Source organism: Aliinostoc sp. HNIBRCY26 (genome assembly GCF_050235535.1).
GTDB lineage: Bacteria > Cyanobacteriota > Cyanobacteriia > Cyanobacteriales > Nostocaceae > Trichormus.
On the sequence record NZ_CP189852.1, the window covers coordinates 3,553,105 to 3,567,687 of the forward strand.

The following is a 14,583-nucleotide window of genomic DNA, read 5'->3' on the forward strand; positions in this document are numbered from 1 at the left end:
GAATTGGTATAACACTTCGCCTCTATCAGAGACTCACGTTAACTATAAGCAACATAAAGGGGATCTAGATTAAATAACTAGATCCCCTCTATGCCTGCCTAGATTGAAATTTTTTCTTAACATCAAGCTTGATGAAGACAGATAGCCGAATTAACTGAAAACAAATCAGTTAACTCTTCTTGTTTTCTGTCTCATGCCTCCTAATAAGCTAAGGTTTCTAAAGTTTCCCGTAGATATCGCTGCACCTGCTGTTCTAGACGCATTTCTTGCAGTCTAGGGTAGCTTTCTAGTTGCCATCTCTGGAAACCAGAACTTGCTGCGATCGCGTATTGGAGATTTTGCCAAATTTCTGGATCACTATAAGCTGTTATTTTAGCCATATTCCTTCATTCCTCAGTTTTAACTTTGACAGTCAACTGGGGCAAGATTTTATTAACCCGCACCCCTAAAATCGTGAAATCCTGGTTAATCTTTTCTAAAGGTAACGGTTCTATAGCAGCAAATTCTGTGTCATTTGTCACTAAAACTCGTGCTACACTGACTGGAATCTGAAGAAATAAATTACTTGCCAGAAAGGTTAAGCCAGCCATTAACAAGGCTAAACTCCGCCATTGTGGTAAGAAACTCGCTACATTCACCATCAGAGGAGTTACTTGATAGAGTTGCCATAGCAGCACAATTGAGAGCATGGCTGCCAGGAGTGCCAATAACCGATTTAATTTTGTATTAATTAAACAGAGAATTTTTCTTTGCTGCTCAGTCAGATTTTCTGGCTTGAGAGCTACACCCAAAATACCAAATATATAGAAAGGTCGGCGCAATTGCATCCACAACAGGGGAATTACGCCCACTACCGCTACTAGTAACAACTCCATCCATACAGGTAGTAGCGGTTCACCTACAGACAAAAACAATAAACACAGCAGTAAAAAAATCGGCAGTGTTGCCAAGCCTGCCAGATGAATCCACAAAATTGGTTCAGAACGAAATGAGCGCATAAATTACAGTCCTGGGTTTTGATGAGGCAGGGGGCGGGGAGCAGAGAGCCAGGAGAAGATTTCCGTGCTTCTCCCTGCTCTCTACCCCTTGTCCTCTTCCTTGACTCAGCACTATCTTGTCAATGCCAGTGTACGGCGTTTAGTTACCATCTGGTATGCGTCGATGATGTCACCTTCTGCCCAGTCATGGAATTTATCGATGCCCACACCGCATTCGTAACCGGCGTTGACTTCCCGTGCATCTTCTTTCATCCGTTTGAGGGAGTCGAGTACACCTTCGTAGATGACTTTGCTGCCACGGCGTATCCGCACTTTGCAGTTACGGACGAGTTTGCCAGACTGCACATAGCAACCTGCAACCGCGCCACGACCGACTGGAAAGACAGCACGCACTTCGGTTTGACCCAGGGATTCTTCTACTAATTCGGGTTCTAGCAGACCTTCTACAGCCCCTTGGATATCTTCCATGAGTTTGTAGATGATGTTGTATTCCCGCACATCTACACCAGCTTCATCGGCGGCTTGCCTTGCACCACTGGCGTAGGTGGTGTTAAAGCCAATAATGACTGCGCCACTGGCTGCGGCTAGGTCAATATCGGTCTGGGTGATTTCTCCGGCTGTGGACAAGAGCATCCGAATTTGGACTTCGTTTTGGGGAATTTGTTTGAGCATTCCCACAATGGCTTCCACTGATCCCTGTACGTCGGCCTTGAGGATCAAGTTGAGTTCTTTCAACTCGCCCTCTTGAGCCTGGGCTGATAGGGTGGTGAGGGTAACGCGTCCTTGTAATAGACGAGACAAGCGTTGTTTGTCGGCACGGTCGGAAGCGATCGCTCTGGCTTCTTTTTCGTTCTCGAATGCCTCAAACTCATCACCGGCGGCGGGTACATCGCTTAAACCAAGTACCTCAACGGCGAAGGAGGGAGAAGCTACGTCTACGCGTTTGCCGCGATCGTCAACCATTGCTCTGACTTTCCCGAAGGCTGAACCAGCCACCAGCATATCTCCCACGCGGAGAGTGCCGTTTTGAATCAGTAAGGTAGCGACTGCGCCTTTAGCTTTATCTAGGTGCGCCTCGATGACTGTGCCTCTGGCGGAACGATCTGGGTTAGCGGAGAGTTCAGCGACTTCTGCCACCAAGAGAATCATTTCTAGGAGTGTATCGAGGTTTTCACCTTTGATCGCACTCACAGGTACCATAATTGTCTCGCCGCCCCATTCTTCTGGGGTGAGACCATACTGGGTGAGTTCTTGTTTAACGCGGTCGGGTTGCGCCCCTTCTTTATCAATTTTGTTGATGGCTACCACAATGGGTACTTCAGCCGCTTGTGCGTGGCTAATTGCTTCTACGGTTTGAGGACGCACACCGTCATCTGCCGCTACCACTAGGACAGCGATATCTGTCACCCTCGCACCCCGCGCCCGCATGGCGGTAAAGGCTTCGTGACCAGGGGTATCCAGGAAGACGATTTGCTGTTGTTTGCCTTCATGCTCAACATCAACATGGTACGCACCAATGTGCTGGGTAATCCCACCAGCTTCACCGGCTGCGACCTTAGTTTTACGGATGGAATCGAGCAGAGTGGTTTTACCGTGGTCTACGTGACCCATAATTGTCACCACTGGAGGACGACGAAGGAGATGTTCCAAATCACCCACGTCAATCATTTCCGTGACTTTACGCGCCTCTGCTTCTGGTTCGGCGGTTTCAATTTCTACTTCTAGTTCCTTGGCGACTAGGGTGATGGTGGGAATATCCAGGTTTTGGGTAATGCTGACCGCCATCCCTTTCATGAACAGGATTTTCACAATCTCTGTGTCGGCTACCACTAAAGCATCCGCCAGTTCTTGTACCGTCATCGGGCCGGTTACTATCACTTTGCTCGGACGCTCGCGTTTGACTTCAACTTCTTGTTGACGGCGATTTTGGTCACGAGAACCGAATTTTTTAGTTCTGGTAGTTGGGATACTACCTACACCTGTAGTAGACGGCTGTGAGGGTCTAGCAGCTTTGGGTTTGGGGGGACGTGCAATTGACAAACTCACCTGGACTGTAGCTGGAATTTCCAGTCTGTCTTCAGGATCGAGAAAATCATCTTCAAAATCATCTTCCAGGATGGGCTTGATGCGTTTACCTTTGACTGAGGCCTTGCTGGATTTTTCTTTGATTTCGTCAATGATTTCTTCTTCTTGCCACTTTTTACCACCTTTAGCCAATCGGGGTGGTGTGGGACGTTTTAAGTCGAGCAGATCGGGTGCAGGTCTATCCTCCATAGATTCCATACGGCCCGATACCCCTGCCATTTGTTTGGGGGGTGTGGCCACTGGCACTGGTGCCACGGCTTCCGCAGAGCGTGCTGGTCGAGGACGGCCTTCCCCAACTGGTGCATTTGACCGATTCCCACGTTCTGGTCTGGCTGCTCCGGGACTAGGACGGGACGGCTTTTGTCCAGCAGGCTGGGGTGTCTCTGTGGATGTAGGTTTAGAGACTTTTGGCCTGGGTTGGTCACGATCCTCTTCTGCCCGTCGTGGGCGTTCTCGTTTGAGGATCGGTTTTTCTGACACACTCACCTGTTCAGGTGCGTCTGACTTTTCTGCTACAGGCCTAGCTGGTGGTGCTGTTAGTTGTGGTTTTTGTGGTTTTTCCGGCTTAGGTCTAGATGGAGCTACCTTTTCCGGTTTTTCCACTGCACTTTTTTCAGAGGCCTGTGGTTTGGGTGTGGCTTCTGTGGCTGGAGCAGGTTGTGCGGGAGTGGTTTCAGATTGAGTACGGGGGACAGGTCGAGTGGGAGCCGTCGGCTTCATGGGTGAGACTGGTGTGGCAAAGGGCTTTGGTGGTGCTGGAGAATTCACTTCGGATGATGGAGCAACTTGGTGATTGCTAGCTCCTGATACTTCGGGAGCATTAGAAGTAGGATTTTTCAATATTTTGGGTTTACGAATTTCCAAAATTTGTTGTTTGTGAGGTTGGTTTGAGCGACTATTTGAGCTAGTAGGTGATGAATTGGGTTTATGGGATGATGTATGAAATTCTTTTTTGGGCGTTCCGTTTGTTGCTGGTAATTTTTCAGCCGCCGCCCTAATATTTTCTGCCTCTGTTTCTGAAATTGTACTGCTATGGCTTTTGACCGCGATGTTGAGCTGGTCGCAAATTGCTAATAGCTCTTTGTTATCCAAATTCAATTCCTTTGATAATTCGTAGATTCTAACTTTGCCGTTGTTCATCCACTCTTCCCCTTTAATTTACAGTTTTTTTGTGGATGGTTGCCTGGGAGTGTGACATCTCCATCCTTCGATTACTGTTTTTCGGTTGCTCTTGGTTTGTTTGCCAGTGCCTCCAATCAGGAAAGAGAGATTTGTCGGTTTAATGTTGGCATCTCCACCGTATGGGGTGGTTAAATAGCAGCCATAAATTTTTTCTGGAGAAAATGTATTTATGGTGGCTAGTGATGCCGAACTGCACCTTGACGCTACCAGGTTGCCATTCGGTAGTTTTTTGTTTTGCTGGTTTTGAGTCTTCCACAACACAATTGCATAAAATTTTGTTGGGAGTTCTGCTTTGCTCTGCTTCAAAATTTTGGGAGAGCTGTTTGCTAACTACACCCATTTACTATTTTGGCACTAAGCCCAACAATTTAAAGAGAGTGTATAGTCACTTAACGTTGGGCTTGTGGGATGATTTCCCTGGGGATCACCACCAATAGAGCAATTCAGACTTAAATTTGTTTTTGGGGATTGTTGAGGGTTAGATGATGCCACAATGTTTGGTACAGTGTTTCTGGTACTGATGCACGTAGCGATCGCCCTAATTTGTTTTTTTTCTGAGCCGCCTGTAAACAACTATGCTGTGGGCAGATGTAAGCTGAACGCCCCATGCCCTCATTTAATTGTACATTCCCTGAAGGGAAGACACGGACAATCCGCCAAAACTCTTCTTTTAAGCCTACTTTACGACAACTAACACAACGCCGATAATTGGGTTTCATCGGGATTCTGAAAATTTAACAGAAATGTTGTTGCTAATAATTAAATTTGGTTTGACCCTCCAAATTGGAGAATAGTAATCATGAGTACTCATACTGAAGTCAATCCTACCAGAACTTCATTTCCGGTGTTAAATCATTCTTCATCGTTAGTGTCAAACGCTTCATCTTCTAAATCATCTAATTCTTCTAGTTCTTCTATTTGATTTTCTTCATCCTCCATATCATCTAAGTCGATGTCATCTTCCTCTGGTGTATATTGGGCGCGAGCCGCAGCAAATTTAGCATCTTCTGCTGCATGATCATATTTGGCTTTATCTTTAATGTCGATTTTCCAGCCAGTCAATCTGGCTGCTAATCTAACGTTCTGCCCTTCTTTACCAATTGCTAAACTCAGTTGATCTTCAGCTACAAGTACATGGGTTTGCCGAGTTTCAGTGTCCATGAGGCGTACTTCATCAACTCGCGCTGGACTCAAAGCATTCGCTATGTAGGTTGCGGGGTCTGGAGACCAACGAATTACGTCTATTTTTTCACCCCGTAGTTCGTTGACTACTACTTGAATGCGTGATCCTCTAGCACCTATACAAGCACCTACTGGGTCTACGTCTCGATCTAGAGTATCTACGGCTATTTTAGTTCTTGGCCCTACATATCGTGAGGGGGGATTGGCTTCCCTGGCTACAGCTACAATCCGTACTACTTCATCTTCAATCTCTGGAACTTCATTGGCAAATAAATAAACTACTAACCCTGCATCAGCACGGGATACTAGCAATTGAGGGCCACGTTGTTGTCCTTGGGAGACTTTTTTGAGGTACACCTTAAATGTAGCATTGGCACGATAGTTATCGTTAGGTAATTGCTCCCGCTTTGGTAGTTCGGCTTCTACCTCCGGTTGTCCAAAGGTACTGCTGACTGCCAAGATCACTGACTGACGTTCAAATCGCAAAACTCTGGCTTGTAATACGGTGCTTTCTAAGTCTTGGAACTCTTCTTGCACCATTTGGCGTTGTTGATCCCGCAGTTTTTGGGCTAGCACTTGCTTGGTTTGCATCGCTGCCATCCGCCCAAATTCTCCTTGATCTGGGGTAACATCCAATACTACAGAGTCTCCCAACTGGGCTTCTGGTGCTACTTGCTGCACTTCGTCTAAGGATATTTGATGATCGGAATTACTTACTTCTTCCACAATGGTTTTTGTGGAAAGGACGCGAAACCCTTCACTATCAATATCTAGTTCGACTTCAAAGTTATCAAAATAATCTTCATCAAACTGCCGACGTTCTAGATTTTGCGCGCGGCGGTAACGTTCATAACCTTTAATAAGTGCTTCTCTAATGGCTGATTGTACTGCTAGGCGGGGTAAATTACGCTCACGACTAATACTTTCTATTAAATCTTTCAATCCTGGTAAACTAACCATTGACATAAGTAATCTCCTTTATATAGTGGGGGACTGAGTATTGGGTACTGGAGACTGGGAGGGGATAAAAATTAAGCATTAGACAATTGGGATTAGAGCAAAGTTTTACTCTAGCCCTAGCTTGCGGCTTTGAACCTCTACAGTCCCTAGTCCCTAGTCCCTAATACCTAGTCCCAGATCCCTAGTTATCGCTGCTCATCTAGCTGTACCCTGGTAATTAGAGAGCGGGGAATTTCCAATACACGACCTTTTTGATTTAAGTAAACTTTTGTTTCATCGCGGCGGATTAGTTGACCGTTCCAATCTTGTTGTCCCTCATAGGATGGAGAAGTGGAGACAATTACAGGAAAACCTTTAAATGAGATAAATTCCCTGTCAGTCACTAATTGCCTGGAAATGCCAGGGCTAGAAACTTCTAAAACATAAGCATCTGGAATCATCTCCGCTACATCTAAGGCTGCTTCTAGCGCACGGCTCATTTTCTCACAATCATCTAAACCAGTATCTTGCAAAGGATTACGGATATCTACCCGCAAGACTGGTGGACGTTGGTTAGTGTGAAACACTATGCCAACGATTTCCAATCCCAGTTGTTCTGCTACTGGCAAGGCTAAATCTGTAATTTGTGGAACTAGAGGATGAACCATGTGTGCAACCAATAAAAAAAGTGGGCTTCAACCCACTTCCTGCGATAGAGATATCTTCCAAGAAGTATTGTAGCGAACCAATACTGGTTCGCCTCTAATCTGAGTGTAGCGCATTTCTCTAATAGTCAATAGTCATTAGTCATTAGAGAACAGGGAATAGGGAACAGGGAACAGTTTTTCTCATTTCCTACCTTGCCTACCTTGTCTACCTTGTCTCCATTCCCGATTCCCGATTCCCGATTCCCCAGTCCCCAATCCCCAGTCCCCAGTCCCTAATACCTAGTATCCGGCAGAGTACCCTGTTTCACTACTGGCTGAATAGGTGGTTGGGTTTTGATTTTTCTGGTTTGTTCTAAGATTTGTTCGATGTCTTCTTGGGATAAACGCTGTACGTAGTTGAGTTTGACTTCTTCTAGGAAGTCTACTAATAGGCTTTGGATTTGATTGATGACTTGTTTTTGTTGTATTTCTGTACCTAACGCTTGGCTGAAACTTTCTATAAGTTTATTGGTGAGTTTTGCGCCGACGGGATCTTCTACTGCATTGACTATTGCTTTGTGGAGATTGGCGGTGAGTTGAGTTGCTAGTTGTTCGCTAAATTGAGTTTGGATTTTTGCCACTCCAGGAAGATTTTTTAGGTTCTGAGATAGGGGAACTTGTTGCATAACAGTTTCGATGTTATGAACTAAAATGGCGTTGAGTTCTGGCTGGATTTTGGGTAATACTTGATAGACAATTGTTTGGATTAAAAGCCCTGCAATCGCTTCCATTTCGTTGATGTCATTAATGTCTATGTAGGGGCGGACATTTTCTTTCTGTAAGAGCCACCGAACCATCTCGCCTTGCTCAATGGAAAGCTTCATCTGATTGATGACTCGAATCACTACTACTTCTGTGATTTCTTCGGCGAAGTTAGCAACTACTGTTTGATGTAGCTGTTTATTTAGTGGTTGAATATTTAATATTTCTGCTTGGTCTAAACGGATAATCACCGGAATTATTCTTAGCCATCGCCAAAAGGGAATTAAGAGAAATATGTCATACCATCGCCACAAAATCGCGTTGAACCATGTAAAGCTAGGATGGCGACGTTTAATATAAAATATTCTGGTCAGAAATTCTAGACCAAATATTAAAACAAAAGGTAAATCTACTAACCAAAATATATCTACAAATTCACCACTTTCACCTATTTGACGGTAGTAATTAGTAGCAATTAATGGTCGGATTTTTTGGTTAAAAAATGTGATTTCTTTTTGCCAACCATTTTGGGCTAAATATTGTTGACTCCAAAAGGTGGCAAAGGACTGTTTGGCTGAGTCTTTACCGATGCGATCGCGGATACGATTTTTGATTTTTTCTAAATTACCCGTCTTGTTAGCACCTGCAAACGGGTTAGTATCAATCATTTCACTACTTAAGCGGTTCAGTTCCTCTAATTTAGCTTTAGCTGCTGGTGAAACTAACCCTGTTTGAGTAACTTGTGCTTCTAGTGCATTGACTGTATCTAAATATTCTTTGGTTTCTCGGTGTGGTTCAATACCTTTGATGACATCATAAATTTTAGTCAGTTGGGGAACTTTCTGTAAATAGAAAGCTCGCCAAGGTACATAGCTCAAATCGAACAACACTAAGCAGAGATTCAAAGTGGCAAGAGTTGCCATTAGTCTTTCAAAATATAAGCTGGACTTCTTAGAAGTTTTTTGACTGGACATTTTTAAGTTGTAAATTATACACTATAACCAAAGATTCTAACTTAACTATGATCAAGGTAGTCAATAGAGAATTTATTATGAGTTGAATCCTATAAGTAGTTCTAATTAAACACAGAATACTCATCCCTACACGGTAGAAGACAGTAGTTTATTCTCTTTTAAATACTGTCTGCTGCCGTTTTTTTGATGACGGGTTAATTTTGTCAACGTAAATTGTGTTGATCAGAAATTATGAATGATTAAAAAATAATCTAAAGAAATATAATATTTTTCTGCTAACGTTTATAATGCTCATTTAATTTCTTAAGGAGTGTGAAATATGTGGTGTGGGTTTGGAAAATCAAGCATGATTATCGGTGCTACTTGTTTAATTACTGCTAGTGTTGTAATTTCAAATACAACCTTTGCCGCCCGCCAACGTAACTATACACCCCAAGAATTTCGTGCTGTATTACAGGGATTAGGTTACAACGTCAAAGTCACAAACGGCCCCCTCACTGATGCGGAAACTAAAAAAGCAATCAGTGAATTCCAAAAAGGATATAAGTTAACTGTCGATGGTATAGCAGGACCACAAACCCAAGATTTTGCTGCCACCATTATGCAGGTTCTACATGGGAATTTGAACGCTGTTCTGAAGCCTAAAAATCCTCTTCCTCGTGACCAATTTTACAGTTCCCGTACAGAAGAGTTAGTCAAAGAATATCAGAAAAAAAATCAGTTGCAAGAAACTGGGATTGCTAATTTGGCACTGCGCCAAAAGTTAGATCAAGAGGCGAAAAACATTATTAATCAGCCAGGTAGTAAGCCAACACCTACTCCAACTGCGACTCCAACTACTAAACCAACTGCAACCCCAACTACTAAACCAACTGCAACCCCAACTACTAAACCAACTGCGACTCCAACTACTAAACCAACTGCAACCCCCACCACCAAACCAACTGCAACCCCAACTACTAAACCAACTGCAACCCCAACTACTAAACCAACTGCAACCCCAACTACTAAACCAACTGCAACCCCCACAACCAAGCCGACACCCACACCAAAACCGACTGCTACCGCAACCCCGACACCAACTGCTACACCAACAACTACACCCTAATCATCAGGAAATCTAATTTTGTTCTTCCATTGGTCTACCTTTGGGTGTAGGCAAAATTGGGCGACGGTCATCATAAGGCATGGGGATATACTGCACTGTAGGTCTACCGCCTTGTGGTTGTGGGTATAAATCCATCAGTTCGTATATGGAACGGGGCAGTCCGACGGTAACGGGCAGCCCCATTTCTGTGGCTTCTTCTACGGTGATAGGATAGTCGTGGGTAACGCGTCCCGTAGTTAAAGCTTCAATGATGGGTTCAATATCTTCAGGCTTAACTTTTTGTTTGGGGATATTATCTTTTAATAGAGTCCGCACAAAGCGTTGTACTTGCTGAATAGCTTTGTTTGCTAGGTCTGCCATGATTAAGGTTTGGTCGTCAATTTCACTGATGGGTTTATCTTGAATAACCTTGAGAATGCTGGCGGCTGGGTAGTTACCGAGTTGGGGATCAACAGGCCCTAAGACGGCGTTAGCATCCATGACAATTTCATCAGCAGCTAGGGCTAACATTGTGCCACCACTCATGGCATAGTGGGGTACGAAGACAGTTACTTTAGCAGGGTGACGAATTAAGGCTCTAGCAATTTGTTCGGTAGCGAGTACCAAACCGCCTGGAGTATGTAAAATTAAGTCGATACCCACATCTGGGGGTGTGAGGCGAATAGCCCGCAGGATTTGTTCTGAGTCTTCAATGGTAATGTAGCGGGATAGGGGAATACCTAATAAACTGATAGACTCTTGACGGTGTATGAGTAAGATGACTCTGCTTTTGCGTCCTTGTTGAAATTCTTGCAGGGCGCGGAAACGGCGGTATTCGATTTGGCGTTTTTGCCAGATGGGTTGTAAGGAAGAGAGAAGAAGAAAAATCCAGAATAAGTCACCAATACCAAAGCCCATAGTTAGTTCAGAATTGAAGTTTAGTCATAATTTTGACAAATTTCTGGCTAACTCTTTTCTATCTACAGGTTAATCTCGCATTAAACCAACTCATCAGGATTTATTCCTAGTTGTCGTAGGTGTTCCGCCAGAATTTCGGCTTTTCTTTTGGCTTGTTCTGCTTCCTGTTTAGCTGTAATAGCTTCCTCAGTAGGTTCAGGTATTAATTCACCGTTTAAGGTGAACCAACGTAACCATAACCTATTAATACCTCGGAATACTCCTGGCCAGATACCTAAACTTAAGCCCAACTCTGGCATGAGTATACGTCCTTCAGTTAAATTTATCGCTTCATAATGACCACCGACTAACTGAAATGCTCTGAGTTCATTGGTATAGCGACTAAACACGATATAGTAAGGAACTCGCAGAATTTGTTCGTAAACTTCCCATTTGCTAGGAGGTTTATCTTTCACTGTGGGAAGATTACCTAAATCTTCGTCTTCTGTACCTGGGGATAATAACTCCACGACGACAAAGGGATTTGCTGGTTCTTGCCAAGTCACATAACTTAAACGCAAATCCTCACCTTTGTAGAGTTTTGCTACTCCCACTACACCAAACCAATCAGGGCGTTTGTACCATAAGGGATGCTCAACGTCGTAGTAAAGATTGAGGTCAGCTGCACAATAAACTAATTCGGGATTCCAGTTAATGGGTTGAAAGGTTAAGTATAAAAGTATCGGTTGTAAAAAGTGAAAGTCGTCTGGCAAACCTGGCTCCTCTGGGTTATCGCTTGGTAAATCATACATTGTGGGCAGGGTTTCCCACGCCGGAAGCGGTGGATCAGACTGGGGAATATACTTAGAAAATTTAGTCATAAATGGAACAGTGTAAATATTTAACCTGAGTTCTTGTTGGTTGATATCTATTAAATTATTGTTATTATTCAATTCTCCATTGCATAAAGTGGTCTGGTAATTATCATAAATTTAGAACTTAATCCCTCTTTTGTTACTACGGGGAGAGAAAAATACTGTCCCTACTTTGAACGCTAAACAAAATAATGAATTGTGCGATCGCATCCTTATTTTGTCATTTAAATCCCCTTGTTGAAAAAAGGGTTAAAGATAGGGGTTTCAGATTATTCTCTGCCGAAGGTAACAAAAGAGGGTTAATACCAATTTAATATGAAGTTGCATATAATAGGGGGAGGTAAATGTGATAAGTCCTCAGACCTATGAGCCGCCCGTTTAAGATAGAAATCGTGGAGAGCGAAGAAGAACTCAAAAAACGCCTGCAAACAGCCAGTGAAGGTAGCCAGAAAGAAAAGCTACAGATGTTGTGGTGGCTCAAGAGTGGGCAGGTAAAGGAGCAGCAAGAAATTGGAAAACGCTTGGACAGAGATACTTCGACGGTGACGAGATGGTTACAGAGGTATAGAGGGGGTGGATTGTCTGAGTTATTAGCAGTAAAGAAAGCAGCAGGGGCAAAACGAAAAATTACTGAAGAGGCGATCGCTTCATTAAAGCAAGAGTTGGAAATAGGAGAAGGATTTAGCAGTTACGGAGCAATAGTCGAGTGGTTGAAACTCAAACATGGATTGGATATCGAGTATGGAACAGTCTTTAACTGGGTGAGATATCGTTTAGGAGCGAAACTCAAAGTACCACGACCCCAAAGCTATCAGCAGGACGAAAAACTCAGAGCCGAATTTAAAAAAAACTCGGTGTGCTGATAGTTAGTCTCGAACAACTGCTAGCACCAGGTAAAACTGTGCGCTACCTGTGTCAAGATGAAACGAGAGTGGGACTCAAAACCCTCACAGGCAAAGTAATTACAGCTAGAGGAGTTAAACCTACTGTTGAGGTGAAATGGCTGCGGGAAAATTTTTGGATTTATGGTGCAATTGAACCGTTGACTGGAAAGCATTTCCAGCATGAATACCCCAAACTCAATGGCGACTATTTTCAGCAGTTTTTAGACTGGCTATCTGAACAATTAGGCTCCGATTACGCCATTTTACAGATTGATCAAGCTCCTGCCCATACTAGTTCTACGATTCGTTGGCCAGACAATATTATTCCTCTACTACAACCATCTCATTCTCCCGAACTTAATCCCATCGAGAGGCTTTGGCAATTTCTCAAAAAATCTCTCAAAAATGTACTTTTCTCTTCTTTACAAGATTTACGTGAGCGCATTCAGCAGCTATTTGACCAATTAACTTTTGAACAAGTCATGTCTGTGTCTTCTTATGACTTTATTTTAGAAGCTCTTTTATATGCAGCTTCATATTAAATTGGTATTAACCCTCTTTTGTTACTACGGGGAAAGTATAATCAGGAAGAAAGCAGACAAAGCAAGTAAGAGGAATGGTTACAGCGCGTAGACAGCCAGTAAGCACAGTGGCATTCATAGATAACTATTGCCAGCACTATTATTCAGTATTTGAGGATGTGAGGCATTTTGAAGCATTCAAATTCTTACATTTGGGCATACTTTCAGAAATTAAGAGAAAAACTCTGCCAGAAATAGCTAAAACAGTGGGGCTAAAAGATAGCCAAACACTACATCATTTCCTGAGAGATGCACTGTGGGATATCAAAAAATTAAGAGAAATAAGGCTATGGTTAACAAAAATGTTTATTGGAGAAAGAGAAATAATTTTATGTATTGACGAAACCGGAGATCAAAAAAAGGGAAAATCAACAGATTATGTGACTAGGCAATATATTGGAAACTTAGGTAAAACAGAGAATGGAATAGTATCCGTAAATGCTTATGGTGTAGTAGATGGAATCACTTATCCTTTAATATTCCAAATATTTAAACCGAAAAATCGCTTAAAAGAAGGGGATAAATATAAGAGCAAACCCCAAATAGCGGTAGAGATTATTCAAGAGTTGAAAGAATGGGGTTTCAAAATTAAATTAGTGTTAGCAGATAGTTTATATGGTGAGAGTGGAGATGTAATTAGATGTTTAGAAAAATTAGAACTAGAGTTTATCGTAGCAATTCGCTCCAATCATGGAGTGTTAATGCCCCCAGGAAGCCGAAAACGTTATAATCGTTGGAAAGCTTATGAGCAAAAGCTTTCACATCGTCAATTAGAAACTCGTTACCTGAGAGAAATTATTTTTGGTCAACGTCGCCGCATCAGATATTACCAAATCAGTAAAGTTAATACACCCGACCCCACTGGAGATGAAAGTTGGTACATCATGACTAATTTATCAACTGATTTGTCACTGAATGTCGCGCAACTTTATAGTTTAAGAAACTGGATTGAATATGGTTTTAAAGAAGTTAAAAATGAACTGGGTTGGGCTGATTTTCGTCTGACTGATTATGAAAGTATTGAACGCTGGTGGGAAATCATTTTTAGTGCTTACCTTTTAGTTAGCATTCAGGCTACTTATTTTCAACTTTATGCCCAAACTCAATCAACATCTAGTTCAGAATCACCTTCATCAATAGACTTTAATATTTATCAATATAGTCAACATCCTAATTGGGAATCTGGTATAACATGGAAGAGTGCTTTAAATAATCTTAGATTGCTCATTCAACCCTATATTTTTTACTGTTTGATTCAACCTTGGCTCACAGTATTTAACATTCCTGGTATGAAGCGTTGCTTTTTGAAATTAATCGACTTTATGAATGATTTTCGCGCTTCTCCAGTCAGTTTCTCTGTTGCTAGTTGAATCTCTTGTCAATTTTTCTTTTCCTAAAGTAACAAAAGAGGGATTAAAAGAATTTAATCCTATATAAACCCAGTACAAATAGCCGATAATGTAGCTTTCCAATAACGTTCATCATACCTC

13 protein-coding genes are annotated in these 14,583 nt (G+C 42.7%); 4 read left to right on the forward strand and 9 right to left on the reverse strand.

The window, feature by feature from the left end; all coding sequences use genetic code 11:
* Positions 1–200: 200 nt before the first annotated feature.
* The 7 genes from ACQFX9_RS15215 to ACQFX9_RS15245 form a co-directional block, all read right to left on the reverse strand.
* Positions 201–380: a hypothetical protein gene (locus ACQFX9_RS15215; RefSeq protein WP_103135732.1), complete on the reverse strand. Its 180-nt coding sequence runs from the start codon at positions 378–380 to the stop codon at positions 201–203.
* A gap of 6 nt (positions 381–386) precedes the next feature.
* Entirely contained in the window at positions 387–998 is a 612-nt protein-coding gene (locus ACQFX9_RS15220; RefSeq protein ID WP_427162763.1) for a low-complexity tail membrane protein, read from the reverse strand.
* 111 nt (positions 999–1,109) lie between these two features.
* Complete coding sequence (gene infB / locus ACQFX9_RS15225; RefSeq protein WP_427162764.1) at positions 1,110–4,223, reverse strand: translation initiation factor IF-2; 3,114 nt, start codon at positions 4,221–4,223, stop codon at positions 1,110–1,112.
* Positions 4,224–4,714: 491 nt separating this feature from the next.
* Positions 4,715–4,984 carry a YlxR family protein gene (locus ACQFX9_RS15230; protein ID WP_427162765.1) on the reverse strand — a complete coding sequence of 90 codons (270 nt, stop codon included), beginning with the start codon at positions 4,982–4,984 and terminating at the stop codon, positions 4,715–4,717.
* Between the two features lie 133 nt (positions 4,985–5,117).
* Positions 5,118–6,413, reverse strand: a complete 1,296-nt coding sequence (gene nusA, locus ACQFX9_RS15235) for a transcription termination factor NusA (protein ID WP_427162766.1) — start codon at positions 6,411–6,413, stop codon at positions 5,118–5,120.
* 179 nt (positions 6,414–6,592) lie between these two features.
* Complete coding sequence (rimP, locus tag ACQFX9_RS15240) at positions 6,593–7,054, reverse strand: ribosome maturation factor RimP (protein WP_427162767.1); 462 nt, start codon at positions 7,052–7,054, stop codon at positions 6,593–6,595.
* A gap of 272 nt (positions 7,055–7,326) precedes the next feature.
* Positions 7,327–8,718, reverse strand: coding sequence for a hypothetical protein (locus ACQFX9_RS15245; RefSeq protein WP_427162768.1), 1,392 nt, complete (start codon positions 8,716–8,718; stop codon positions 7,327–7,329).
* A gap of 370 nt (positions 8,719–9,088) precedes the next feature.
* Between ACQFX9_RS15245 and ACQFX9_RS15250 the strand changes: the two genes are divergently transcribed.
* Positions 9,089–9,877: a peptidoglycan-binding domain-containing protein gene (locus tag ACQFX9_RS15250; protein ID WP_427162769.1), complete on the forward strand. Its 789-nt coding sequence runs from the start codon at positions 9,089–9,091 to the stop codon at positions 9,875–9,877.
* Between the two features lie 12 nt (positions 9,878–9,889).
* Here ACQFX9_RS15250 and ACQFX9_RS15255 read toward each other — a convergent pair whose 3' ends face one another.
* Together ACQFX9_RS15255 and ACQFX9_RS15260 are read right to left on the reverse strand one after the other, a co-directional pair.
* The gene (locus ACQFX9_RS15255; protein WP_427162770.1) at positions 9,890–10,774 is read right to left on the reverse strand and encodes an SDH family Clp fold serine proteinase; all 885 of its coding nucleotides are present in this window, start codon (positions 10,772–10,774) and stop codon (positions 9,890–9,892) included.
* A gap of 80 nt (positions 10,775–10,854) precedes the next feature.
* Positions 10,855–11,634 carry a Uma2 family endonuclease gene (locus ACQFX9_RS15260; RefSeq protein WP_427162771.1) on the reverse strand — a complete coding sequence of 260 codons (780 nt, stop codon included), beginning with the start codon at positions 11,632–11,634 and terminating at the stop codon, positions 10,855–10,857.
* Between the two features lie 359 nt (positions 11,635–11,993).
* On the opposite strand from ACQFX9_RS15260, the gene ACQFX9_RS15265 reads away from it, so the two are divergent.
* The 3 genes from ACQFX9_RS15265 (at position 11,994) to ACQFX9_RS15275 (ending at position 14,463) form a co-directional block, all read left to right on the forward strand.
* Positions 11,994–12,491 (forward strand): helix-turn-helix domain-containing protein, encoded by a 498-nt coding sequence (locus tag ACQFX9_RS15265; RefSeq protein WP_427156768.1) that lies wholly within the window; start codon positions 11,994–11,996, stop codon positions 12,489–12,491.
* Complete coding sequence (locus tag ACQFX9_RS15270; protein WP_427156769.1) at positions 12,485–13,054, forward strand: IS630 family transposase; 570 nt, start codon at positions 12,485–12,487, stop codon at positions 13,052–13,054. The genes ACQFX9_RS15265 and ACQFX9_RS15270 overlap by 7 nt, the downstream gene beginning before the upstream one ends.
* 74 nt (positions 13,055–13,128) lie before the next feature.
* Positions 13,129–14,463 carry an IS701 family transposase gene (locus ACQFX9_RS15275; protein WP_427156771.1) on the forward strand — a complete coding sequence of 445 codons (1,335 nt, stop codon included), beginning with the start codon at positions 13,129–13,131 and terminating at the stop codon, positions 14,461–14,463.
* The last annotated feature ends 120 nt before the right edge of the window (positions 14,464–14,583 follow it).

What these genes read in the sequence shown, in the direction of transcription:
- ACQFX9_RS15215 (WP_103135732.1), bottom strand. Translation starts at nt 380, where the DNA reads ATGGCTAAAATAACAGCTTATAGTGATCCAGAAATTTGGCAAAATCTC.
- ACQFX9_RS15220 (WP_427162763.1), bottom strand. Translation starts at nt 998, where the DNA reads ATGCGCTCATTTCGTTCTGAACCAATTTTGTGGATTCATCTGGCAGGC.
- infB (WP_427162764.1), bottom strand. Translation starts at nt 4,223, where the DNA reads ATGAACAACGGCAAAGTTAGAATCTACGAATTATCAAAGGAATTGAAT.
- ACQFX9_RS15230 (WP_427162765.1), bottom strand. Translation starts at nt 4,984, where the DNA reads ATGAAACCCAATTATCGGCGTTGTGTTAGTTGTCGTAAAGTAGGCTTA.
- nusA (WP_427162766.1), bottom strand. Translation starts at nt 6,413, where the DNA reads ATGTCAATGGTTAGTTTACCAGGATTGAAAGATTTAATAGAAAGTATT.
- rimP (WP_427162767.1), bottom strand. Translation starts at nt 7,054, where the DNA reads ATGGTTCATCCTCTAGTTCCACAAATTACAGATTTAGCCTTGCCAGTA.
- ACQFX9_RS15245 (WP_427162768.1), bottom strand. Translation starts at nt 8,718, where the DNA reads ATGGCAACTCTTGCCACTTTGAATCTCTGCTTAGTGTTGTTCGATTTG.
- ACQFX9_RS15250 (WP_427162769.1), top strand. Translation starts at nt 9,089, where the DNA reads ATGTGGTGTGGGTTTGGAAAATCAAGCATGATTATCGGTGCTACTTGT.
- ACQFX9_RS15255 (WP_427162770.1), bottom strand. Translation starts at nt 10,774, where the DNA reads ATGGGCTTTGGTATTGGTGACTTATTCTGGATTTTTCTTCTTCTCTCT.
- ACQFX9_RS15260 (WP_427162771.1), bottom strand. Translation starts at nt 11,634, where the DNA reads ATGACTAAATTTTCTAAGTATATTCCCCAGTCTGATCCACCGCTTCCG.
- ACQFX9_RS15265 (WP_427156768.1), top strand. Translation starts at nt 11,994, where the DNA reads ATGAGCCGCCCGTTTAAGATAGAAATCGTGGAGAGCGAAGAAGAACTC.
- ACQFX9_RS15275 (WP_427156771.1), top strand. Translation starts at nt 13,129, where the DNA reads ATGGTTACAGCGCGTAGACAGCCAGTAAGCACAGTGGCATTCATAGAT.